Source organism: Clostridium sp. K13 (assembly GCF_019734195.1).
Taxonomy (GTDB): domain Bacteria; phylum Bacillota; class Clostridia; order Clostridiales; family Clostridiaceae; genus Clostridium.
Genome location: NZ_JAASHM010000016.1, coordinates 41163 through 65544, shown reverse-complemented (window position 1 = coordinate 65544; position 24382 = coordinate 41163). Strand labels below are relative to the sequence as shown.

The window sequence follows — 24382 nt, the reverse complement described above, 5'->3', positions numbered from 1 at the left end:
TGAATTGTAATGAGTGTAAAAAATAAAAAGGTAGGAAAGCAAACTATTAAACTTGAAAACCCTCCTAAAATAATTTCAACTTATTCTATAGTTGGACCTAAGGAGGGGGATGGACCATTAAAGGATTATTTTCATGAAATATTAAATGATGATACTTTAGGAAAAGATAGTTTTGAAAAGGCTGAATCTGAAATGATGTATACAGCCATAAAAAGCGCTATTAGTAATGCAAGTTTAAGAGAAGAAAGTATAGATTATTTATTTGCAGGTGATTTATTAAACCAAATAACATCATCAAGCTTTGCGGCAAGAGAATTAAATATACCGTTTATAGGCTTGTATGGAGCTTGTTCTACAATGTCTGAATCCTTAAGTATGGCATCATTATTTTTAGATGGAGGATGTGGAGACTATGTTGTAGCATCAACTTCATCACATTTTAGTGCAGCAGAAAGACAATTTAGATTTCCTTTAGAATATGGTTCTCAAAGATGTCCAACATGTCAATGGACAGTAACAGGATCAGGAGCAATGGTATTAGGAAGAACTGGTGATTTTCCTAAAGTAACATATGTTACTACAGGGGTAGTTAAGGATTATGGAATAAAAGATCCTAATAATATGGGTGCTGCAATGGCACCAGCGGCAGTAGATACAATATATAATCATTTTAAGGATACAGGAAGAACACCAAAGGATTACGATATAATTGCAACAGGTGATTTAGGAAAAGTAGGAAAAGAAATAACAACTAAATTATTATTAGATTATGGATATGATGTAAAGGATAATTATGTTGATTGTGGTGATTTAATATTTGATGATGAAAGACAAAAGACAGATTCAGGTGGTAGTGGTTGTGGATGTTCAGCTGTTGTAACATGTGGATATTTTTATAAAAAATTAATGAGAAGAGAAATAAAAAGTTTATTATTAGTTTCAACAGGAGCATTAATGAGTACAACTTCATCTCTTCAAGGAGAAACTATACCAGGAATAGCACATGCTGTAGCTATTGAGTTCAAATAGAAAGTAGGTGACAATTTTTTTATGGATTATGTAAGTGCATTTATTGTTGGAGGATTAATATGTGTTGTTGCTCAAATATTAATGGATACAACTAAATTAACTCCAGCTAGAATATTAGTTATATTTGTTACTCTTGGAGCTATTCTTGGAGGATTTGGAATATATGACAAATTAATTGAGATTGGAGGAGCAGGAGCTACAATACCATTACCTAGCTTTGGAAATGGATTAGCAGATGCAGCTATAAAGGCTGTAAAAGAAGAGGGATTAATAGGAGCATTTACTGGAGGAATAAAAGGTGCAGCAGGTGGTATTACAGCATCTATATTCTTTGGGTATTTAATGGCTTTAATTTTTAATCCAAAAACAAAACAATAATAAGAATAATAAATTTTTAATAGGAGAAAATAATAGAGTATTAAGTACAAGGAGGTGAATGTTATGGAAAAGAATTCAAGCATTAAATGCAGTGTACAACAATGTAAACATCATGCATGTTCAGAAAATTATTGTACTCTAGATGCAATACAAGTTGGTACTCATGAAGCAAATCCAACAGTTGTTGAATGTACAGATTGCCAATCATTCGTATTAAAATAGCCTGATTTTCTAGTAATTGAGTAACTTAGTAAAGAAAATAATCTATACTAAGTTACTTATTTTTTTGTTATTAAAATTTATAGAAAAATAACTGTTTAATAGAAAAATATATTTACTTTTACAAAAAAAGGAGTATAATAAAAATAGAAATAATGATAATCATTATCAGTAGAAGAGGTGGAGAAATGTCATTAATATTATCGCAAGTAGGAGAAGAGGTCAAAATTAAAAAGATAACAGGAAATGCAGAAACAAAAAAGTTTCTAAATAGTTTAGGCTTTGTTATTGGTGAAGGTATTACAATAATTTCTGATTTAGGTGGTAATTTAATAGTAAATATTAAGGGAGCTAGAATAGCTTTAGATAAAAGTATGGCAAGTAGAATAATAGTATGAGGAGATAGTTAAGATGACAACATTAAAAGAAGTTAAATGTGGACAAACCGTAAAAGTTAAAAAAATAGAAGGTGTAGGTGCTGTTCGTAGAAGAATAATGGATATGGGTATTACTAAAGGGAGCGAGGTTTATGTTAGAAAAGTTGCACCATTAGGAGATCCAATAGAAGTTAATATACGAGGTTATGAATTAACGTTACGTAAACTTGATGCTGAAATGATTATAGTTGAATAAGCAATAGGTTAAAGAATAATTAGGGGGAAAAAGGATGTCAATAAAAATAGGTTTAGCAGGAAATCCAAACAGTGGTAAAACCACTATGTTTAATAATCTTACAGGAGCCAAGCAGTATGTTGGAAATTGGCCAGGTGTAACTGTAGAGAAAAAAGGTGGGAAAATTAGAGGCTACAAAGATGTTGAATTAGTTGATTTACCAGGAGTATACTCTTTATCACCATATACATTAGAAGAAGTTGTAACTAGAAATTTTATGATAGAGGATAGACCAGATGCAGTTATAAATATTATTGATGCATCAAATATTGAGAGAAATCTTTATTTGACTACTCAAATATTAGAATTAGGAATACCAACTGTAATAGCATTAAATATGATGGATATTATAGAGAAAAGGGGAGATAAAATTGATATTGATAAGTTATCTCAAATTCTTGGATGTCCAGTAGTCGAAACAAGTGCATTAAAAGGAAAAGGAACTAAAGATGTTGCTATGAAAGCAATTGAATTAGCTAAAGGTAGTAATAAGATTGATTTTAAAATGAATTTCTCATCTGAAGTGAAGAGTGCACTTGAAGAGATTAGTAGTTTGCTTGCAATTAATAATATTGGACAATATGGAGCAAATGATAACTGGTTAGCAATTAAAATATTTGAACGTGATAGTAATTTAATGGATAAGATAAGTTTATCTAATAATGTTAAAGAAAAGATAGAAGCTATTATATCAAGGTGTGAAGAAGAGTTTGATGATGATGCAGAGGGAATAATTACAGGAGAAAGATATGAATTTATTGGTAAAGTAGTATCAAAGGTAGTTAAGAAAAAAAATAACTCTAAACATACTGTATCAGATGAAATAGATAAAATAGTTACAAATCGTATATTAGCATTACCTATTTTTGCTTTAATTATGTGGGGAGTATATTATATATCAGTTAGTTCCCTAGGTGCAATATTAACAGATTGGACAAATGATACTTTATTTGGTGAGATAATTGGTGAAAATGTTGCAGGATTTTTAGAAAATATAGGTACAGCACCATGGTTACAAGGATTAATTAATGATGGTATAGTTGGTGGTGTAGGTGCAGTTCTAGGATTTGTGCCACAAATAATGTTATTATTCTTTTTATTATCGTTATTAGAAGATTGTGGATATATGGCTAGAATAGCATTTATTATGGATAGACTTTTCAGAAAGTTTGGATTATCAGGAAAAGCATTTATACCTGTACTTATAAGCTCAGGATGTGGAGTACCAGGAATAATGGCAACACGTACTATGGAAAATGATAAAGATAGAAAAATTACTATAATGCTTACTACTTTTATTCCTTGTGGAGCAAAGTTACCTATAATTGCATTATTTGCTGGGGCTATTTTTGGTGGAGCATCATGGGTAGCACCATCAGTTTATTTCTTGGGAATTTTCATGATTATAATTTGTGGTATTATTTTAAGTAAAACTAAAGTATTTAAAGGAGAGTCTGCTCCATTTGTTATGGAACTTCCACAATATCATATTCCAAGTATGAAAAGTGTATTAATTCATATGTGGGATAGAGGAAAAGCTTTTATAATAAAAGCTGGTACTATAATATTTGTTGCTTGTGCTATAATTTGGTTTACTAGTTCATTCAATTGGTCATTACAAATGGTAGATGCTCAAGAAAGTATATTAGCAAGTATAGGAAAAGTTATAGCACCAATATTTGCGCCACTTGGATTTGGAAACTGGCAATCAGCAGTAGCAAGCTTAACTGGATTAGTTGCTAAGGAAAATGTTGTAGGGACATTTGGAGTGTTGTTTGGAATTGCAGATGCAGCAGAGAATACACCAGCATTAACAACTCAAATTGGAACAATGTTTACAGCTGCAAGTGGATTTGCATTTATAGCATTTAATATGTTAAATGCACCTTGTTTTGCAGCAATAGGTGCAATTAGAAGAGAAATGGGATCTTGGAAATGGATGTGGATTACAATTGCATTCCAAACAGGAACTGCTTATATAGTTGCATTAATAATAAATCAAGTAGGAAGTTTATTATTAGGAAGTGGTAATGTAGTTGGTGCTATAGTATCCATATTAATTGCAGTAGGAGCAGTTGGATTAGCAGTTGCATCAGGAAGGGATATTAAAAGTAATAAAGAAGGAAGAAGAATAGGTGCTTAAAATTATTGTATTGAATAAGGAAGTGATATAAATGGCAACATTTATTATTGGAGCAATAGTATTTGGATTGTTATTTTTAGCTGTATTGAGTATGGTTAAGAAACATAAAAATAATAAGGGCGGATGTGGTTGTAATTGTCCAGGATGCTCAAGTAAATCGTCATGCAATAATGGAATAGAATTTAAGAATAAACTAAATTCTTAAATTTAGGTGAAGTTTTAACTTTGTCTTTATGGTTAGAAGAAATTATCTAGGGAGAATCAGCTGTTAGCTTATAACTAAAGAATAAGTGAGAGTGTTGAAACAGCCTAGTCACCAGATAAATAAATCATGGATATTTAAAAGATACTAAATATTAGTTTTAGTATCTTTTTATTTATAAAAGATTTAATCTTTAAATTATAAGTAATTTTATAGAGTATAAAATAATTTCAAAAAATTTGAAGTTATATATTGACACTATATAGATAATACTATATTATAATAAGTAATTGAGAATGAATATCAATATTGTTTAAGGAGGAGAAAATATGAAAATAGTTTATTATTCAGCGTCTGGTAATACTGAAAAAATGGCTAATTTAATTGCAGAGGGGATATCTGAAGAAGGTAAAAGTGTGGAGTTAGTAAATGTATCAAATGCTAATTCTAATATCTTTGATGATGAGAATATAGTTATACTAGGGTGCCCAGCTATGGGGGATGAGGTTTTAGAAGAAAATGAGTTCGAACCTTTCTTAGAGGAAATATCATCTAAGATTTCAGGGAAAAAAGTAGCTTTATTTGGATCATATGGATGGGGAGATGGTCAATGGATGAGAGATTGGCAAGAAAGAATGGAATCATTAGGTTGTACTTTAATTGATGATGGACTAATAATTCAATATGAACCAGAAGATAATTCTTCAGAGTGTATTGAGTTAGGAAAAATTATAGCAAGGATATAAATAAAATTGAAACAAATTGAATTTTATAAAAGTCTTTCTAAAATGGAAGAAAGAGAGTGCATTGAAAAATTCTTAATTTACAATGCCTCTCTGGTTATTTCAGGAGTAAAACCATCAGCAACCATCACAATAAAAAAAGGCAATGAAAATCTATATGATAAATGGATAAAATACGGAATTAGTTTTTTAAAAGAAATTGATATTCAATATATAAATTTGAGAGAATGTAGTAATGCGTTAATTATATTAATATACAGTGAAGAGAAATTATCAAATTACATATTCAAGGAAGAAAATAAAAGATTTTTAAGACAATTAGGATATTCAGAAGAAAATGACATGAGAGAGTACTTAGAAATATTGAAAAGAAGGTATAAAGAATTTAATTGTCCACATGAACTAGGAATATTTTTAGGTTTTCCTTTAAATGATGTTAAAGATTTTATGAATTGTAAAGATAAAAAATGTTTAAGTTGTGGGTATTGGCTTGTATATAATAATTTACAGGAAGCTCAAGAAATATTTAGTAAATATGATAAGGTTAAAGCACATACGGTAAATTATATTTTAAGTGGTGATTCATCACAAGAAGTAGCATATTCTATAAGAAGTTTATTTGAAAATTATAAAAGTGTTACTGCATAGGAAATATATTATTTATAAAAAAACTATATTAATAATTGATAAAAGGAGAGAGCAAATGAGTGTAGTTATAGTAGGCGGACATGATAAAATGAGTAAGGATTATATTAAGGTATGTAAGAAATATAATTGTAAGGCGAAGGTTTTTACTCAAATGGAAACTGGATTAAAGGATAAAATAGGAATGCCAGATGCAGTTATATTATTAACAGATATAGTATCTCACAAACTTGTATTGACAGCTAAAAGAGAGGCAGATAAGAAAAATATTAGAGTTATAAGAAATCATAAAAGTACATTAAATGCAGTTGAATCACTTATTAAAGAAATAGTATTAAATTAAAAGAGTTGGTATATGAAGAAAATATATTTAAAAAAGCGGTTAGTTATAAATTAAGTTTATATCTAACCGCTTTTATTATTAAAGTAAAATGTTTTTTAAATATCGCTTCTTATATTTAAGTTTAGCTATAGTACTTATATCTTGTAAGGTTTTAAAGTTAGTAATACCACCAATTACACCTACAATAGGAAGGCCTTGTATAAATTTTGAAGTTAACATATAAGTAGAAATTTTATCACAAGTTTCTTTTAAGGTGGTATCAATATCGTAATTATTATGCTGATTATTATCTATTTCATTAGCTATAATATCTAATTTGTTAAAATAAAATTTTTTTTCATTACCAGAAGTAACTGAAGCACAAATTATATTTAAGATATATATCCTTTCTTCCGGTAAACTATAATCAAATCCATAACTTAAGCTTATTTCATAGATAGATTTTAAAACTACACCAATATAAATAGGGATATCTGGAAGTCCTATTCCTAATAAACCTAAAGCGCTTCCTTCAATAACACTAACAGATTTATTGAATAAAATTTTTCTGGAAGCGGATTTATCAATTTTTTTAAGATTCTTTTTATTGGGATATTTATTAATAGCATAGGTATTTATATCAAACTCCATATTTATATTTTCTTTGTTATAAGTTTTTTCAATTATACCTATACCTTTATCAAATATTGTTTTAAACCCTTTTTCAAAAGCTATATTTAAGGTAGATTTAAGCTTTTCGGGAATTTTATCTTCAAGTTTTGTTTTCAAAGGATCTAATTTAGTTTTTATAGTCCCTGGTTCCTTTTCTAGTGTTAATTTTTCTTCTTTTTTAGAAAGTTGTTTTAACTGTTTTTCAATTAACTTATTTTTATTTGAAACTTTACTCATTTTATTGCTCCTAAAATATGTACTATAAGTTAATTATAATACAAAAACTGAAAAAATATTAATTAAAGTATTGAAAATAATTATCAACTAGGGTATATTATATTAGGTAATAATTAATATCATTTGAAATAGAGTTTCAAATGATTAAATTAATCAAAGGAGGGTTTTATATTATGATGATAAATAAAAGGTTAATAAACCTATGTAAAGATTCAAAAAAATATATAGCATTAACTATATTGGTTAATTGGATTTCAGTTTTATGTAATATAGTTACTATAATACTAATTGGCCAATTTATTAATAGAATTTATATTGGTGAAAGATTGAACCTTGATGGAAATAATGTAATAGAAGCTATGATGAATTTTAAGGTGTGGGGTAGTGTTTCATTATTATCAGGAATTATAATTATAGCAATTTTACTAGCTACAAGATATTCATGCAATATTTTATATGCTAAGTTTTCAAATTCAGCATCAGCAAATGCAAGAGTAACGTTAAGAGAACTTATTTATAAGAAATTATTAAAATTAGGAACAGGCTATACTAATGTTGAAAGCACATCTGCAGTAGTTCAGGTATCAGTTGAAGGAATAGAACAGTTAGAAATTTATTTTGGTAAATACTTATCTCAATTTTTCTATGCACTTTTAGTTCCAGTAACATTATTTATATTTATGAGCTTTATATCATTTAAAGCAGCTTTAGTATTTATACTATGTGTACCACTTATACCAGTATCAATAATTGCAATAATGAAAATTGCAAAAAGAATATTAAAAGATTATTGGAGTTCTTATGCAGATTTAGGTGGAACATTCCTAGAAAATCTTCAAGGATTAACTACTTTAAAGGTATTTAATATCGATGAAGAAAGACATGAAAAAATGAATGTTGAAGCTGAAAAGTTTAGAAAAATAACAATGAAGGTTTTAAGCATGCAGCTTAACTCTATAACAATAATGGATTTAGTAGCTTTTGGTGGAGCAGCGGCAGGAACAATAGTTGCATTAATTCAATTTAAAAATGGACAGATTCCAGTAGGAAGCTTACTTATAATAATATTACTTTCATCTGAATTCTTTATACCACTAAGACTTTTAGGATCTTACTTCCATATTGCTATGAATGGTATGGCTGCAAGTGATAGAATGTTTAGTATTTTAGATGCAGAAGAAAAGCAAAAAGAGGTTATAACTAAGGAAGAAGTTAAATTTGATGATGTAAGAGTTAAATTAAACAATGTAGATTTTAGTTATGATGGAGAAAGACAAGTATTAAAGAATATAAATATGGATCTTACTCCAGGGGGATTAGTTGCAATAGTAGGGGAAAGTGGTTCAGGTAAGAGTACAGTTGCATCACTTATATTGAATAATCATGAAGTGACTAATGGAGAAATAAAAGTTAATGATGTAAATATAGAAAATATATCATTAGATAATATATATGGAAATATAGCTTTAGTTTCTACTAATAGTTATATATTTAATGGAACAATTTTAGATAATCTATTAATGGCTAAGAAGGATGCTACAGAAGAAGAAATAAATAGTGCCTTAAAGACAGCAAGATTATATGACTTTGTTAAGGGATTAAAAGATGGACTATTAACAGATGTTGGTCAAGCAGGTAGTGCATTATCAGGTGGACAAAAACAAAGGTTAGCATTAGCTAGGGTTATTTTAGCTGATAGACCAATGATAATATTTGATGAAGCTACTTCTAATATAGATGTAGAAAGTGAAGAAAGTATTTGGGAAGCTATTTATGAGCTTTCAAAAGATAAGACTATATTAGTAATATCTCATAGATTAGCTAATGTAAAAGATGCTAAAAATATTTACGTTATGAATAAAGGACTTTTAGTTGAAAGTGGAACTCATGAAGAGTTAATGAATAAAGAAAGTCATTATTACAATATGGTTAATAAACAAAATGAATTAGAAATGATTAGGGAGGTTTGCTAATATGAAAAGAAGATCAGGCTTCCAAATAATGAAGAGATTAATAGTTGAATTGAAACCTTTAGCACCAATTATGGCAATAACTATAAGCATGGGGGTTATAGGATTTTTAGCAGCTATAGCAATAGCAAGTTTTGGTGCAATAGCAATTGGTGCAGCAATAGGTGATATTACATTTATTAGTTTTACTGGGGCTATGATAGTTATGGCAGTTAGTGCACTTTTAAGAGGATTTTTAAGATATGCAGAGCAATTATCAGGTCATTATATTGCATTTAAAATTCTTTATATATTAAGAGATAAGATATTTGGAAAATTAAGAAAGTTAGCACCAGCTAAATTAGAAGGACAAGAAAAAGGGAATCTTATTTCTTTAATAACTTCTGATATTGAGCTTTTAGAAGTATTTTATGCTCATACGATAGCGCCAATATCAATTGCAATAATAACAAATACTATAATTTCAATAATTTTATTTATAATAAATCCATGGTTTGGAATTTTATCAGTAATATTTTTCTTAATAGTTGGATTTGTAATACCTTATGCTTCTTCAGGTTTAGGAAAAGCAGCTGGTGTTGAGTATAGAAATATGTTTGGTGAATGTAATAACTATATACTTGATTCTTTAAGGGGACTAAAGGAAGTATTATTATTTAAATCAGGTAATGAAAGAGTAAATGAAATTAATTCAAAATCACATAGAATAAATAAAAGCCTTGATAAGATTAAAGAACATGAGGGTATAATAAGAGCTATTACAGATTTAACAATTATGATTGCTATATTAACTTTTGTTGGAGTAGGATTCTATCAATATTCAATGGGCGATATTTCATTCACTTGGATGCTTGTTGGAATAGTAGTAATTGCATCATCATTTGGTCCAGTTGTTGCATTAAGTAATCTTTCAAATACATTATTACAAACTTTTGCTTGTGCAGAAAGATTATTTGATTTAATTGACGAAGAACCACATGTTGAAGAAGTACTAGAAGGACATGAGGTAAATGGAGAGTCAATAGCATATGATAATGTAACATTCTCTTATCCAAATAGAAAAGAAAAAATCTTTGATAATACATCAGTTCACATAAAAAGAGGGGATAAGGTTGCTCTTATTGGTGAAAGTGGAATTGGTAAAAGTACATTTGTTAAACTAATGATGAGATTTTGGGATGTTAATGAAGGAAAAATAAACCTTGATAATAAAAATATTAAGGAAGTTAATACTGTTTCACTTAGAGGTAGCCAAACTTTAGTTAGTCAAGAAACATATCTGTTTAATGAAAGTATAATGGATAATATAAGAATAGGTAATTCTAAAGCAAGCAAAAATGAAGTAATAGAAGCTGCTAAAATGGCATCTATTCATGAATTTATAGAAACTTTACCTAAAGGATATGAAACTAAGGTTGGAGAACTTGGAGGGAACCTTTCTTCAGGTGAAAAGCAAAGAATAGGACTTGCTAGAGCATTCTTAAGTAAAGGTGATATTTTAATATTAGATGAGCCAACAAGTAATTTAGATACTTTAAATGAAGGTGAAATATTAAAATCAATTAAGGAAAACTGTGAAGATAAGACAATAGTTTTAATATCTCACAGAAAATCAACTACAGCTGTTTGTAATAAAACTTACAAATTAGAAAGAAGTAAAATAGTAGAAGTATAAAAGAAAGGTAATTAAGAGGATTAATGTAGAAATCCTCTTAATTAATAATAATTATTGATAATGATTATCATTAATAAACTTAAGGTGGGAGTTATTTAGATATGGGAAGAATTGAAAGAGAAAAAAAGACTATTACATTAATGATAGATATTTATTGTCAAAAGAAACATGGAAATAAAAAAGGTGAATTATGTGATGAATGTAAAGAATTATTAGAGTATGCACATAAAAGATTAAGTTTTTGTAAGTTTGGTGAGAATAAATCTACTTGTTCAAGATGTCCAATACATTGTTATAAAAAGGATATGAAAGAAAAGGTAAAGGAAGTAATGAAGTTTTCAGGACCAAGATTAATGATTTATAATCCAATTGAATTAGTTAGACATGCATTAAATAAATAAAATGGCTTTAAAACTTATTAGGGAGATATATTTTAATTAAGGGAGATGTAAGTATGAATAAAATAAAGAAGTGTATATATATAACTATTGGATTAATAGCTTTTGCATTAGGAGCTATAGGAGTAGTATTGCCTATATTACCAACAACACCATTTTTATTATTAGCATCAGTATGTTTTGCTAAAGGATCAGATAGATTTAATAATTGGTTTACAAATACAAAAATTTACAAAGAACATTTGGAGAATTTTGTGCAGGAAAGAGCAATGACATTAAAGCAAAAGGTATGTTTATTAGCATTTGCAGATACTATGTTAGCATTTCCGCTAATATTGGTAGATGTACTTGCTATGAGAATAATAATTATACTATTAATGGTATTTAAGTTCTATTATTTTATTTTTAGAATAAAAACAATTTCTGCAGAAGAAAAAGCTGAACTTAATGCAAAAAGAGCAAGATCTAAAATGAATTTAGCATAAAAATATAAATAGAGTTTTACAAAGGAAAAGGTAAAGTATTATGGAAAGAATATCGTCAACACTTTTTATGGTAGCATTAATTTTATATTATGTTCCAAAAGCTTTTAAAATGAAAAAGAAGAAATATTTAAAGGCACATATTATAATTGGGGGAATATCAATAGTAGCCATGATTTTAGCCCTTATTGAAAGAATTGGACAAGTAGATTTTATTAAATATATAGGGTTCACTATTATAATGATTTTAATAGGATTAAGTGGGTATTTGATTAATAAAAATCCAAAGTTATATAGAAAAGTGCATATAGTTTTCACTATATTATTTTTTGTATATTTATTTACTACTATAATGATTTTTTAACATAACAAAGGAAGCAAGATGGAAGATATAGATGAAAAGAAGTTTACTATCATTAATTATAGCATCTAGTAGTATTATTGGATATATCCCAGTAAATGTTGAGGCAGAAACTATAACAAATATTAATTAGAAGTTTCAACAACTATAAATTTAGGCTTTGTTAAAATGAATGTTTCTTTTAGAGTGAAGTTTGATACTACAGAAATACCAACTATATCAGGAGGAAGTTCTGATAATAATCCAACTCCTCCAGAAGAAACACCAGAAGAAGTTCCGCCAACAACAACTCCAGGAGAGGATAATAATACAGGTAATGAAGAAATAGTTAATGATGGTAAATATACTATAGAAAATGATGCTTTACATATAAATAAATATGAAGAATCATTAGCTAGAAAATACTTAGAATCTATTAGTGATGTAGAGTATAAAGATGAAAAAATTTATTTAACATTAAAGTTTACAGGGAAATCAATGATGGCAAATCATATTATTGAAGTTAATGGAACTGCAACTAACTTTGATGTAGTTGATGAAAGTGGAGAAAATTTTTATATTAGATTTGAAATAGGTTCTTTAAGTGATAACACAATAGTAAATACTAAGGTTTTAGGAACTATGGATGTTGAGTTTAGAGTTAAACTTAAGGCTGATACTTTAAAATTATATACTTAAGGTGAGAACGTTCAAAAGCCAAATAACAATAATGGTGGTAATGGAGGGCAACAAGGGCCAACAGAATCTACTGATAAGGAAGAAACACAAACACCAAGTGTTTCAGAAAATGAAAATTCAACTGTATATAAAGTAAAAAATGAAATTATAACTGATAGTGCTATAGGATATACAGCTGCTAGAGCTGCAGTTAATAGTACATCATATATTGAAGATATAGATGGTGTAAAGTATATTACAGTAGGATTATCACAACTTGATGTAATGAGCAATATTAGAGTAGCTGTAAATGGTTCTAATATTAATTATGAAGTTGTTCGTAAGAGTAGTAGTATCAATACTATGGATATTAGATTTAAAGTTCCTAGTGTAAATTCAAGTATTAAAATTACTGCTTTTATAAAAAAAATAATAAATCATATTTAAATTAGAATATGATTTATATAATATAAAATTGGCAAAACTTATTTAATGAGGTGTTGCCTAGGTGAATGTTAGAAGTGATAAAAGTTTTAATAATCCATTAATATATATTTTTATTATATTTATATTATCTTCTTTTATATATGAACTATATAGCAAAAATAAACTACTGGCAATTTTTTATGTCTGTAGTTTTTTTGCTTTTTTATTATATTTTAAAGGAAAATATATAACCTTAATATTAATGTTATTTTTTATTGTAGCTTTAAATAATAATATATGTTTTTATAGATATATTCCTAATGGATTTGAAGAGTTAAGAATAATTGAAGTGAATAATTATTATGGAAAAGGTGATGTTAAAGGAAGAATAGTTAATTTATCTAATGTAGATTCAAATCTAGAAGTTGGAAATAAGTTAATAGTTAAAGGTAAGTTTAGTGAAAATCATAATAAAACTAAAGGGATAATTGGAGATTATAAAATAGAAGAGTATAGAGTTTTAAAATCAGATTTTATTGATAAACTTTATAAAAGAAGAAGGTACATATATGAAAGGATAGAAAATAAGCTAGGGAAAAGAAAAGCAGCATTAATTACATCAGTATCATTTGGCTATAAAAATGATCTAGATAAGGATCATAGAGAGTTGATGAGTAGTCTAGGGATATCCCATGCTATTTCTATTTCAGGATTACATTTAGTTTTAATATATAGTGTATTAAAATTATTATTAGGAAGTAAATTAAGCTTAATTGTAGCATTAATATATGTTATGTTCTCAGGGGCCTCAGCACCCGCTGTAAGAGCTTATATAATGATAGTTATATTAAACCTAGGGAATGTAGTGAAACGTAATTATAATCCATTAGCGGCCTTGTCATTAGCAGGAATAGTGTTATTGCTAATGAAACCTTATTATATTTATAACCTAGGATTTGTTTTATCCTTTTTAGCTACACTAGGAATAATTTTATTTAATAAAAATTTAAATAAAAAGTTATATAGATTTCCGAATCTTATAAGAAGCACTATAGCAATTTCAATAAGCGCTCAAGTGCTTACTTTACCTATAATAATTTTATATTTTAATGAAATATCCTTAAATTTTATAATTGGAAATATTATAATAATTCCGTTTATAAATATTTTAGTGGTTTTAGGAAATGTATTAATATTTATAGTAGATATGACAGGGGTATTTAATTATATTATGTATTTATGTCATTATATTATTAAGTATATAGATATTATTATGTATAAGATAGAATATATGGCATTTGATTTAATATATTTTCATTATACTGTGGCATATTTTTATATAGCTTTATTAACAACATATTATTTTTATAAAAAGGGATTTAAGCAATTTATATATTATCCATTGATTATTGGGATGTATATAATAATTTTAGTGTATTCACCATTTCCTAAGATAAGATATTATAATGAAGGTGCTCTTTTTATAAGTTATAGAGGAGAGAAGTTTATTATTCAAACGAAAGACGTAATTGATAAAGAAAAGATTATGAATATTACATTATCAAATAACTTAATAGATGAGATTAATGAAATTAATATTGGAGCAGAAGTAAAATTAAAAAAAGAAGGTCAAAATTATATCTTACAAACAGCCAATAATCAGTATTTACTGTTTGTAAATTATGAAAAAATTGATAATGAGTATGATATAATAGATTTCAGAAAAGGTGATATAAAAGAAGTTATCGTATTTAATGATAATATAATAAACTATTAGTTAGGAGTGCAGTATAGATTGATTAACATAGATGTGCTAGAAACGGAAATTAAAAAAAATGATATATCAAATGGATATATATTTTGTGGATTAGATGAGGAGCTTATAAAAATAAGTGTTGAAGCTATTATAAATAAGGTTGTTGAAAAAGATTTTTTAGATTTAAATCTTATAAAGTTAGATGGATTAACAACTACATTTGAAGAAATTGAAAATGCATGTGAAACAATGCCCTTCTTTGGAGAAAAAAAAGTTGTTTTAGTATATAGAGCTAATTTTTTAAAAGAAAAGCCAGATAAAGATGGAGTTAAAACTTATAGCGAGATTTCAAAATATATAAAGGATTTGCCATCACATACAGTTCTTATTATGTATTATTTATTTAATGATAAGAGAGATACACCTAAGAAAAATAAAAAGCTAACTACACTTGATAAGTATGTTAAAGTAGTTCATTGTGATAAGCTTAAAAAAGATAGATATTATAAAAAAGTAGATGATTTATTTAAAGAAAAAGGAAGAACAATTGGAAAGATACAACTTAGATATTTTGCAGATAAGGTTCAAAATAATTTTGATATTATAAAAAGAGAAGTTGATAAATTGGATTGTTATGCACTTGGAAGAGAAATAACTAAGGAAGATATTGATAAATTAATTCAAAATAAGAGTGAAGATGATATATTTGATCTTGTAGAATATATTTCTGTAAGAAAGGTTGAAAAGGCTTTAGATTTATTAGATGAATTGTTATTTAAAGCGGATCAGCATATGCTAATAGTATCATCTATAGAGAATCATTTTAAAAGATTATATGAAATTAAGGTATATTTATTAAAGGGAAAAAAAATAGACTTTTTTATGTCTAAATATAGATTACCTCAATTTGTTTGTGAAAAACTAGCAAATCAAGCATCTAAATTTAATGTAAAGCAGTTAAGTGAGCTTATTAGAATTTGTGTGGATACTGAATTAAAATTAAAATCTTCAGCTTCAGAAAAGCAAATGGAGATGGAGCTTATGTTATTTAAAACCTTTATGGTTAAATAAATTGGTTTTAAAAAAAATTTAATTTAATAAAAAAATACTAATAAAATATAAGAAAGTTCATAATTAAAAAAATGTTAAATAATAGCCGGTGATAAAATCACCGGCTTCTTATTTATTACGCCATAGCGTTTAATTTTGCAGCTAATCTTGACTTCTTTCTAGCAGCCATGTTTTGGTGAACTACACCTTTTTGAGCAGCCATGTCTAAAGACTTAGTAGCTTTAACGAATAAAGCCTTAGCTTCTTCAGCGTTGTTAGCAGCTACAGCAGCTTCAAACTTCTTTATAGCAGTTTTTAAAGCTGATTTAACCATTTTGTTTTGTAAAGTTTTCTTTTCAGTAACTTTAATTCTCTTTTTTGCTGATTTAATATTTGCCATTCAATTCACCCCCTTGATATTTTATAGGGCCTCTGCAGTTTTTTGGGGAAATCTGCGTACGAGTTCATTTTCAACAAATCATATTATAACACCTAAAGTTTTTAAGTTCAAGTATGAAATTAAAACTTATTTGGGAAAATAAATTTGATTAGTAATAAAACTTAGGAGGAATATCATGATAAGCGTTAGAACAGACCTTGCAATAGAAGCAAAACAGGCATATACAGAGGAAAATAAAAGAGAACTTGATGGAGTAAAAGTTGATGAAGAAATGGAAGGAGAGGTTAAAATTACTACCGTAACCATTGAAAGTGATGAGGCTGGGAAGGAATTAGGTAAACCAAAAGGACATTATATTACTATAGATTTTCCAGAATTTACACCGTATGATGGCGAATCAATGGATAATTTATCACTAGTTGTAGGAAAAGTTTTAAAAAAACTTGTAGATATTGACGAAAGTAAACTTGTTTTAGTTGTTGGACTTGGAAACTGGAATGTTACTCCAGATGCACTTGGACCAAAGGTAACAGAAAAAATTATGATAACAAGACATTTAAAACAAGTAATGCCTGATGTAATAGATGATTCAGTAAGGCCAGTATGTGCAATAGCCCCAGGTGTTTTAGGTATTACAGGAATAGAAACAGGAGAAGTTATAAAATCATTAGTAGATAAAATAAAACCAGATTTAGTTATATGTGTTGATGCATTAGGTTCTAGAAGATTAGAAAGAGTAAATAGAACTATTCAAATTGGGGATACAGGAATTTCACCAGGAGCTGGAGTAGGAAATCATAGAATGCAAATAAATGAAAAAAGCTTAGGTGTAAAAGTTTTAGCAGTAGGTGTTCCGACTGTTGTTGATGCAGCAACTATAGCAAATGATACTATGGATTTATTATTAGATGATTTATGTAGCAAGGCACAAAAAGGAAAAGAGTTTTATAACATGTTGAAAAGTGTTGATAGAAATGAAAAGAATATGCTTATTAGAGAAATATTAAATCCAGCCTTTGGAGATTTAATGGTTACTCCAAAAGATGTAGATACAATTATAGAATCATTATCAAAAATAATTGCAAATGGAATAAATATTGCAGTTCAACCTAATATGGACATGGAAGAGATTAATAAGTTTATGAACTAGTGAATAATATTGCGAAGGAAAATAAAAGTTAAGATAATTTATAAAACTATTAATAATTATGTAAAACCTCCCATATATATAGAAAGAGTAGGGAGGGATAAAAATGCAGTGGGTTAATAGAAGTAATAATGTTAAGAAGAAAAGACATGGTATTAGTATTGGATATATAGTTCTATTGGCTATTATGATAATTTTTTTTGTAAGAGCTGGTAGTGTTATTAATAGTTATAGAGAACGTGGTGGATTAGCATATGTGCAATTGCTTAATTATTCCATGCCAGTAGTAGAAACGCAAATATATGATAGTACAGCATATAGAGAAAATAAAGTAAGTATTCAAAGAGTAATAGTTGAAGCTTTAGGCCTTAATAAAATAACTACTTATGGAATAGTAGGCAATGAAGTATCTTTTTTTAGTGGTATAAATAGAGCTAATAATCAAGGAAACATAGATAATTCTGCTAAATCAACATTTGGACTTTTTGAACCATATGTTGTTAAAGAAGAGAGTATAGCTAGAGTTACAGAGGAGGATTTAGCAGAACTTAATAAGACTAGTGCAGCTTATGATCCTTCGCTTAAGAAAACCCTAGATGATTCTAATGTGGAAATATTAATTTATCATACACATACTCATGAGGGATATGCAGAAGCAGGATCAGATACAGATCAAGAAGATTTTAGTGTTGTTGGGGTAGGAGATGTATTAGCTCAAGAGTTAGAAGAAGGATATGGAATATCAGTAGTGCACGATAAAACTATACATGATACTAGTCCATATAATCAATCTTATTATAGATCAGAACCTACTGTGCAAAGTTATTTAAATCAATTTCCAAACTTAAAATTAGTAATAGATTTGCATAGAAATAGTGGTCCAAGTAAAGAACAAACAACTACTGTAATAAATGACCAGAGCTTAGCAAGAGTGATGTTTGTAACATCAAAAGCATCGCCTAATTATTCTGAAATGATGAAGGCTGTAAATGAAATGATTGGGATATCTGAAAGTCTTTTTCCAGGATTAATGGCAGATGCTAAAGATGGAATAGGACTACATGAATTTAATCATGGATCAAATAACTTTAATCAGGATTTGAGCCCAGCATGTATATTAACAGAGTTTGGAACGGAACTTAATACAGCTCAAGAATCTAAGTTAAGTGCAAAATATTTAGCAAGAATAATTGCAGAATATTTGAAGGGTAAAGAGTAAATTGAATAAAAGTTTAAAAAGTGAGCATCCTTATAGCTAATAAGCAGGGAGCTCATTTTTTTATTTATATATTAGATATTAAGTTAAAGAGGAGATGTTATTTTGAAAATTATTAAGAATTTTCTTATACCGATATTGGCAGTAATTTTACTTCTTATAGGATGTATAAAAATAAATATAATAAATACTGAGTCTTTATCACCATTAGGAAATACTGATGATAATTTTAAAATAGTAAGCGAAGAGTTTGGTGAGGACTTCCAGGAGTTCATTAAAGACAATAGTGTAGTTAAAATTTATGTTGGAGAAAAAAATGATGGTTTAGCTACAGTAAAGATATACAATAAGGAAATTAAATTAACTAATGATAATTTATTTATGAATTCTATAAAAAAGGTAGGTGGATATTTTAATAGGATTTTTATAAATGTAAAGGATAAAATAAATAAAACAACAAAAACTAATAGTGAATATTATGAAAATAATAAAGTTATAAATGAAGATAGTAAGAGCGAATTTGATAAAAATGTAGATGATTTTATAGAAAACATTAATAATAAATAAAATACTATTAATGTTAATATTATTTCCACGTTAATATTCTTGACACTTACTCTATACTCTATGTTATAATTTAGCTTGATTTAACAATATGGGGGTGAAGAAGCTACTAATATAATTAGTAGTTAAGATATATGCAAAGTAATAGACAATCAAAGATTAGAAACTTTTCAATCGTAGCACATATAGACCACGGTAAGTCAACCCTAGCGGATAGATTATTAGAAATTACAGGGACTCTTACTAAAAGAGAAATGGAAGAGCAAGTTCTTGATAATATGGAAATAGAAAGAGAAAGAGGGATTACAATAAAATCCCAAGCTGCAAGACTTGTTTACAGACGTGATGATGGTGAAGAATATATATTAAATTTAATTGATACACCAGGACACGTAGACTTTACATATGAAGTTTCAAGAAGTTTAGCTGCTTGTGAAGGAGCACTATTAGTAGTAGATGCAACTCAAGGTATTGAAGCCCAAACTTTAGCTAACTGTTATCTTGCTTTAGACAATGACTTAGAAATAGCACCAGTTATTAATAAGATTGATTTGCCATCTGCAAGAGCTGATGAAGTTAAAGAAGAAATTGAAGATGTTATAGGAATTGAAGCAGAAGATGCTCCAATGATATCAGCAAAAACAGGCTTAAATGTTGAGGATGTGCTTGAAACTATAATAGAAAAGATACCAGCACCAAGTGGAGATGAGGAAGCACCGCTTAAAGCTTTAATATTTGATTCATACTATGACAGTTATAAAGGTGTTGTATGTTATGTAAGAATACTTGATGGTAAAGTTAAAGCTGGAACTAAGATAAAGCTTATGAATACAAATAAGGTTTATGATATTGTAGAGGTAGGGGTGTTTACACCAAAGTTATTACCAATAGGTGAACTTATGGCTGGTGATGTTGGATATATAACAGCATCTATAAAAAATGTTGCTGATGCCAGAGTTGGGGATACTATCACAGAAGCTGATAGACCAACAGCAGAAGCTCTTCCAGGATATAAAAAAGCAGTACCTATGGTTTACTCAGGTATTTATCCAGTTGATGGAGCTAAATATGATGAATTAAGAGAAGCATTAGAAAAATTACAAATAAATGATGCTGCATTAGATTTTGAACCAGAAACATCTATAGCATTAGGATTTGGATTTAGATGTGGATTCCTTGGATTACTTCATATGGAAATAATTCAAGAAAGAATAGAAAGAGAATTTAATTTAGATATTATAACAACTGCTCCTTCTGTTATATATAAGGTTACAAAGACTAATGGTGAAACTTTAGATTTAACAAACCCAACTAATTTACCAGAACCAACAGAAATAGAATCTATGGAAGAACCTATAGTTAAAGCATCTGTAATTGCACCAACAGAGTATGTTGGAGCTATAATGGATTTATGTCAAGAAAGAAGAGGCGTATATATAGATATGCAATACTTAGAAGAAACAAGAGTATGCATAAATTATGATATTCCATTAAATGAAATTGTTTATGACTTCTTTGATACTTTAAAGTCAAGAACAAGAGGTTATGCTTCATTTGACTATGAATTCAAAGGATATACGAAGACAGAACTTGTTAAGCTTGATATATTATTAAATGGAGATATAGTTGATGCTTTATCAATGATAGTTCCAAAAGAAAGAGCTTACCATAAAGGAAGAGGAATTGCAGAAAAGCTTAAGGAAATCATTCCAAGACAAATGTTCGAAGTTCCAATTCAAGCAGCAGTAGGATCTAAGGTTATAGCAAGAGAAACAGTTAAGGCTATGAGAAAAGACGTACTTGCTAAGTGTTACGGTGGAGATATTTCAAGAAAGAAGAAGCTTCTTGAAAAGCAAAAAGAAGGTAAGAAGAGAATGAGACAGGTGGGATCTGTAGAAGTACCACAAGAAGCATTCATGGCTGTTCTTAAAGTAGACTAAGAAGCTTAATAAAAAGACATTGCAGTAGCAATGTCTTTTTTCATAATTAAGCTAAATTATAAATATAAAATTTAGAGGAGAAAAATATGAAAGAGATAAGTTTATATATACATATACCATTTTGTAAGCAAAGATGTTTTTATTGTGATTTTCCTACTTTTTCAGGAAAAGAACAATTTAGAGAAGCATATGTTGATGCTTTAATTAAAGAAATAAAAGAAAAATGTACTAATTATTTGATTAGGACAATATTTATTGGTGGTGGAACACCATCACATCTTGAGAAAAAAGAGCTTGAAAAACTTTTAAAATCAGTATCTAAATTAAATTTATCAGAGGATATAGAATATTCTATGGAATGTAATCCTGGAACTGTAAATGAAGAAAAATTAAAGATAATGAAAAAATATGGAATAAATAGAATAAGTTTTGGACTTCAATCATGTAATGACGAATTATTAAAAAAGATTGGGCGTATACATACATTTGAAGAGTTTTTAGAAAATTATAATTTGGCAAGAAAAGTAGGATTTAATAATATAAATGTTGATTTAATGTATGGGCTTCCTAATTTAACTGTAGAATTATGGAGAGATACATTAGAAAAGATATGTGAGTTAAAGCCAGAACATATTTCTGCATATAGTTTAATCATTGAAGAAGGAACTGCTTTTTATAACTTATATGAAAAAGATAAACTTCAACTTCCAAGTGAAGATGAGGAAAGAGTAATGGATAAGTTAACTAAGGATATTTTAAAGGAAAATGGATATCATCAGTATGAGATTTCTAATTTTGCTCTAAATGGGAAAGAATGTAGACATAACAAGGTTTATTGGTCATTAGACGAGTATATAGGAGTTGGTAGTGCAAGCAGTTCTTATATTGATGGATATAGATTTGTAAATACAAGTAATATAAATAACTATATAAAAAATATAAATGATGAAAAAGAAGTAATAGTAGATAAGTATAAGAATTCTATTGAAGATGAAATGGAAGAGTTTATCTTTATGGGATTAAGAATGATTTGTGGTATAGATTTGTTAAAATTTAAGAGAAAATTTGGCGTAGATATAAATAGTATATATAAGAAAGTCATTGAGAAAAATATAAAAGATGGTTTGCTTGTTATAGATGATAAAAGAATGTTTTTAACCTATAAAGGAATGGAATTATCAAATAGTGTAATGTCAGATTTTATACTAGATAAATAGTGAAAATGAAAAGCGAAGGAAAAAGGAGAAATTAAGAGATGCAAAGAGAAAATGGCGAAAGAATTAAATTATATAAAAAAATAGTTGAAAATTTAAAGAAATATGAAATTGACAAAAAAAACAAATAAGAATATATTGATAATGTAGTCATTAGCACTCGACTTTAATGAGTGCTAACAATAGGGGTGATGAAATGGCTATTGATGAAAGAAAAATAAGAATACTTCAAGCCATTATTAATGACTATATAATAACAGGTGAGCCTGTTGGTTCAAGAACAATAGCTAAGAAGTATGATTTAGGTGTGGGATCTGCAACTATAAGAAATGAAATGGCAGATTTAGAGGAAATGGGATACTTAGAACAGCCTCACACATCAGCAGGCAGAATACCATCTAGTAAGGGATATAGATTATATGTTGATAAGTTAATGGAAACACCAAAGCTAAGTAGAGATGAAGAGCTAAGAATTAAAGAATATTTAATTAATTCAGCTATGCATGAAGTTGATACTATATTAAAAGAAGCTTGTGTTTTATTATCAGAATTAACAAATTTAACTTGTATAGTTCAAACACCTTCTATGAAAAGAAGTTATATAAGATCACTACAATTAATAAAAATAGATGAAACAAATTTAATAGCTGTTATAGTAACAGATAGTGGTGTTATAAAAAATCATAGAATTAAAATTAATACTGTACCAAGTAATGAGGAACTTATTAGAATTAATGAGGTATTAAATTCTAAATTAAAGAATTTAACAATTGAAGCTATTAATTTAGAAGTTATTAATGAGCTTAAGAAGGACTTAGTAGGGTTTGATGATTTATTTAATGCAATGCTTCCAGCTTTATATGAAAGTTTAAATAATAGTTCAAAATCAGACTTAGTTGTTGAAGGAACAACAAATCTTTTCAATTATCCAGAGTATAACGATATTGAAAAGGCTAAAGAAGTACTTCAATTAATAAGTAATAAAGATTGTGTAATAGAACTACTTGAAAATAGTGGGGATATATCAATTAAAATTGGTGATGAAAATTATATTCCAGAAGCTAAGGATTGTTCAGTAATAACTGCAGAATATTCCTTAGGAGGAAGACCCATTGGAAGTGTTGGGCTTATTGGTCCACAAAGAATTAATTATTCAAAAGTTATTTCTATAATGGCACAAGTCATGAAAGAATTAAATAAAAGTCTTAAGGATCAAGAGTATTGATTAAAGAGAGATGAGGTGTAAAGATGGAAGAAAACAAAAATTTAAGAGATGAAGAAATCTTAGAAGAAAATGATACAGTTGAAGAAAATACTGAAGCTACAGAAAATGAAGAAGTAGAAGAGATAATAGAAGAATATTCTGAAACTGATGATTTATCTATGATAAGAAAGTTAAAAGATGAAAATAAAAAACTTTCTAATGAATTAGATGCATTAAAGGAAAGATTACTTAGACTTACTGCTGAGTATGATAATTACAGAAAAAGAACAGCAAAAGAAAAAGAAGGTATATATACAGATGCTTGCACAGATGTATTAAAAGAAATACTTCCTGTAGCAGATAACTTAGAAAGAGCTTTAGCTGTAGATGGAAATGTAGAAGATCTTAAAAAAGGTGTTGAGATGACAATAAAAGGACTTCTAAACTCTTTAGAAAAATTAGGTGTAGAAGAAATTGATACAACTAATGGATTTGATCCAAATGTACATCAAGCAATTTCAGTTGTTGAAGATGCTAATTTAAATAGCAACGATGTTGCTCAAGTATATCAAAAAGGATATAAAAAAGGAGAAAAAGTAATCAGATATTCAATGGTTACAGTAGCAAAATAGTAAATAAGGAAAATATTTAAATAGATAT

29 protein-coding genes are annotated in these 24382 nt (G+C 27.9%); 26 read left to right on the top strand and 3 right to left on the bottom strand.

Annotated features, from left to right (window positions below; translation table 11 throughout):
- The first annotated feature begins 9 nt into the window (after positions 1 to 9).
- The 10 genes from spoVAD to HCG76_RS10625 all read left to right on the top strand — a co-directional run bounded on the left by spoVAD (position 10) and on the right by HCG76_RS10625 (position 6374).
- Positions 10 to 1029 carry a stage V sporulation protein AD gene (gene spoVAD, locus HCG76_RS10670; protein WP_221700731.1) on the top strand — a complete coding sequence of 340 codons (1020 nt, stop codon included), beginning with the start codon at positions 10 to 12 and terminating at the stop codon, positions 1027 to 1029.
- 21 nt (positions 1030 to 1050) lie between these two features.
- Entirely contained in the window at positions 1051 to 1407 is a 357-nt protein-coding gene (gene spoVAE / locus HCG76_RS10665; RefSeq protein ID WP_221700732.1) for a stage V sporulation protein AE, read from the top strand.
- 63 nt (positions 1408 to 1470) lie between these two features.
- Positions 1471 to 1629: a DUF1540 domain-containing protein gene (locus HCG76_RS10660; protein WP_133014442.1), complete on the top strand. Its 159-nt coding sequence runs from the start codon at positions 1471 to 1473 to the stop codon at positions 1627 to 1629.
- Positions 1630 to 1814: 185 nt separating this feature from the next.
- A complete protein-coding gene (locus HCG76_RS10655; protein ID WP_221700733.1) occupies positions 1815 to 2024 on the top strand; it encodes a FeoA family protein in 210 nt (69 codons plus the stop codon).
- A 13-nt stretch (positions 2025 to 2037) separates the two neighbouring features.
- Positions 2038 to 2259, top strand: a complete 222-nt coding sequence (locus tag HCG76_RS10650; protein WP_221700734.1) for a FeoA family protein — start codon at positions 2038 to 2040, stop codon at positions 2257 to 2259.
- Positions 2260 to 2293: 34 nt separating this feature from the next.
- Entirely contained in the window at positions 2294 to 4441 is a 2148-nt protein-coding gene (gene feoB / locus HCG76_RS10645) for a ferrous iron transport protein B (RefSeq protein ID WP_221700735.1), read from the top strand.
- 31 nt (positions 4442 to 4472) lie between these two features.
- Positions 4473 to 4646, top strand: a complete 174-nt coding sequence (locus HCG76_RS10640; RefSeq protein ID WP_221700736.1) for a FeoB-associated Cys-rich membrane protein — start codon at positions 4473 to 4475, stop codon at positions 4644 to 4646.
- 326 nt (positions 4647 to 4972) lie between these two features.
- Entirely contained in the window at positions 4973 to 5389 is a 417-nt protein-coding gene (locus tag HCG76_RS10635) for a flavodoxin (protein WP_221700737.1), read from the top strand.
- Positions 5390 to 5395: 6 nt separating this feature from the next.
- On the top strand, positions 5396 to 6034 hold the full coding sequence (locus tag HCG76_RS10630; RefSeq protein ID WP_221700738.1) for a DUF3793 family protein: 639 nt from the start codon (positions 5396 to 5398) through the stop codon (positions 6032 to 6034).
- Positions 6035 to 6089: 55 nt separating this feature from the next.
- Positions 6090 to 6374, top strand: coding sequence for a DUF2325 domain-containing protein (locus tag HCG76_RS10625; protein ID WP_221700739.1), 285 nt, complete (start codon positions 6090 to 6092; stop codon positions 6372 to 6374).
- Positions 6375 to 6452: 78 nt separating this feature from the next.
- Here the strand turns inward: HCG76_RS10625 and HCG76_RS10620 are convergent, their stop codons facing one another.
- Complete coding sequence (locus tag HCG76_RS10620; protein WP_221700740.1) at positions 6453 to 7262, bottom strand: EcsC family protein; 810 nt, start codon at positions 7260 to 7262, stop codon at positions 6453 to 6455.
- A gap of 173 nt (positions 7263 to 7435) precedes the next feature.
- On the opposite strand from HCG76_RS10620, the gene HCG76_RS10615 reads away from it, so the two are divergent.
- The 6 genes from HCG76_RS10615 (at position 7436) to HCG76_RS10590 (ending at position 12826) form a co-directional block, all read left to right on the top strand.
- Positions 7436 to 9235 (top strand): ABC transporter ATP-binding protein/permease, encoded by a 1800-nt coding sequence (locus HCG76_RS10615; protein ID WP_221700741.1) that lies wholly within the window; start codon positions 7436 to 7438, stop codon positions 9233 to 9235.
- 1 nt (position 9236) lies between these two features.
- Positions 9237 to 10907 carry an amino acid ABC transporter ATP-binding/permease protein gene (locus tag HCG76_RS10610; protein ID WP_221700742.1) on the top strand — a complete coding sequence of 557 codons (1671 nt, stop codon included), beginning with the start codon at positions 9237 to 9239 and terminating at the stop codon, positions 10905 to 10907.
- 101 nt (positions 10908 to 11008) lie between these two features.
- Positions 11009 to 11308, top strand: a complete 300-nt coding sequence (locus HCG76_RS10605; protein ID WP_221700743.1) for a nitrous oxide-stimulated promoter family protein — start codon at positions 11009 to 11011, stop codon at positions 11306 to 11308.
- A gap of 53 nt (positions 11309 to 11361) precedes the next feature.
- Positions 11362 to 11790: a YbaN family protein gene (locus HCG76_RS10600; protein WP_221700744.1), complete on the top strand. Its 429-nt coding sequence runs from the start codon at positions 11362 to 11364 to the stop codon at positions 11788 to 11790.
- A 40-nt stretch (positions 11791 to 11830) separates the two neighbouring features.
- On the top strand, positions 11831 to 12151 hold the full coding sequence (locus tag HCG76_RS10595) for a hypothetical protein (RefSeq protein WP_221700745.1): 321 nt from the start codon (positions 11831 to 11833) through the stop codon (positions 12149 to 12151).
- Between the two features lie 165 nt (positions 12152 to 12316).
- Positions 12317 to 12826, top strand: coding sequence for an NEAT domain-containing protein (locus HCG76_RS10590; RefSeq protein WP_221700746.1), 510 nt, complete (start codon positions 12317 to 12319; stop codon positions 12824 to 12826).
- Positions 12827 to 12837: 11 nt separating this feature from the next.
- Here HCG76_RS10590 and HCG76_RS19080 read toward each other — a convergent pair whose 3' ends face one another.
- On the bottom strand, positions 12838 to 13098 hold the full coding sequence (locus HCG76_RS19080) for a hypothetical protein (protein ID WP_260458130.1): 261 nt from the start codon (positions 13096 to 13098) through the stop codon (positions 12838 to 12840).
- Between HCG76_RS19080 and HCG76_RS19540 the strand changes: the two genes are divergently transcribed.
- The 3 genes from HCG76_RS19540 to holA all read left to right on the top strand — a co-directional run bounded on the left by HCG76_RS19540 (position 12989) and on the right by holA (position 16058).
- On the top strand, positions 12989 to 13252 hold the full coding sequence (locus HCG76_RS19540; protein ID WP_370778833.1) for an NEAT domain-containing protein: 264 nt from the start codon (positions 12989 to 12991) through the stop codon (positions 13250 to 13252). The two genes, HCG76_RS19080 and HCG76_RS19540, sit on opposite strands and share 110 nt — an antisense overlap.
- Positions 13253 to 13313: 61 nt before the next feature.
- The gene (locus tag HCG76_RS10580) at positions 13314 to 15008 is read left to right on the top strand and encodes a ComEC/Rec2 family competence protein (RefSeq protein WP_221700747.1); all 1695 of its coding nucleotides are present in this window, start codon (positions 13314 to 13316) and stop codon (positions 15006 to 15008) included.
- Positions 15009 to 15026: 18 nt separating this feature from the next.
- Positions 15027 to 16058, top strand: a complete 1032-nt coding sequence (holA, locus tag HCG76_RS10575; protein WP_221700748.1) for a DNA polymerase III subunit delta — start codon at positions 15027 to 15029, stop codon at positions 16056 to 16058.
- Between the two features lie 115 nt (positions 16059 to 16173).
- On the opposite strand, the gene rpsT is transcribed toward holA, so the two are convergent.
- Positions 16174 to 16437 (bottom strand): 30S ribosomal protein S20, encoded by a 264-nt coding sequence (rpsT, locus tag HCG76_RS10570; protein ID WP_195987076.1) that lies wholly within the window; start codon positions 16435 to 16437, stop codon positions 16174 to 16176.
- A 175-nt stretch (positions 16438 to 16612) separates the two neighbouring features.
- Between rpsT and gpr the strand changes: the two genes are divergently transcribed.
- From gpr to grpE, 7 genes are all read left to right on the top strand, one after another.
- Positions 16613 to 17587, top strand: a complete 975-nt coding sequence (gene gpr / locus HCG76_RS10565) for a GPR endopeptidase (RefSeq protein WP_221700749.1) — start codon at positions 16613 to 16615, stop codon at positions 17585 to 17587.
- Between the two features lie 103 nt (positions 17588 to 17690).
- Positions 17691 to 18803 (top strand): stage II sporulation protein P, encoded by a 1113-nt coding sequence (locus HCG76_RS10560; protein ID WP_221700750.1) that lies wholly within the window; start codon positions 17691 to 17693, stop codon positions 18801 to 18803.
- 102 nt (positions 18804 to 18905) lie between these two features.
- The gene (locus HCG76_RS10555) at positions 18906 to 19367 is read left to right on the top strand and encodes a hypothetical protein (RefSeq protein WP_221700751.1); all 462 of its coding nucleotides are present in this window, start codon (positions 18906 to 18908) and stop codon (positions 19365 to 19367) included.
- 131 nt (positions 19368 to 19498) lie between these two features.
- Entirely contained in the window at positions 19499 to 21304 is a 1806-nt protein-coding gene (gene lepA / locus HCG76_RS10550) for a translation elongation factor 4 (protein ID WP_221700752.1), read from the top strand.
- Positions 21305 to 21390: 86 nt separating this feature from the next.
- On the top strand, positions 21391 to 22521 hold the full coding sequence (hemW, locus tag HCG76_RS10545) for a radical SAM family heme chaperone HemW (protein ID WP_221700753.1): 1131 nt from the start codon (positions 21391 to 21393) through the stop codon (positions 22519 to 22521).
- Between the two features lie 193 nt (positions 22522 to 22714).
- Positions 22715 to 23743 carry a heat-inducible transcriptional repressor HrcA gene (hrcA, locus tag HCG76_RS10540; RefSeq protein ID WP_221700754.1) on the top strand — a complete coding sequence of 343 codons (1029 nt, stop codon included), beginning with the start codon at positions 22715 to 22717 and terminating at the stop codon, positions 23741 to 23743.
- 23 nt (positions 23744 to 23766) lie between these two features.
- Positions 23767 to 24354, top strand: a complete 588-nt coding sequence (grpE, locus tag HCG76_RS10535) for a nucleotide exchange factor GrpE (protein ID WP_221700755.1) — start codon at positions 23767 to 23769, stop codon at positions 24352 to 24354.
- The last annotated feature ends 28 nt before the right edge of the window (positions 24355 to 24382 follow it).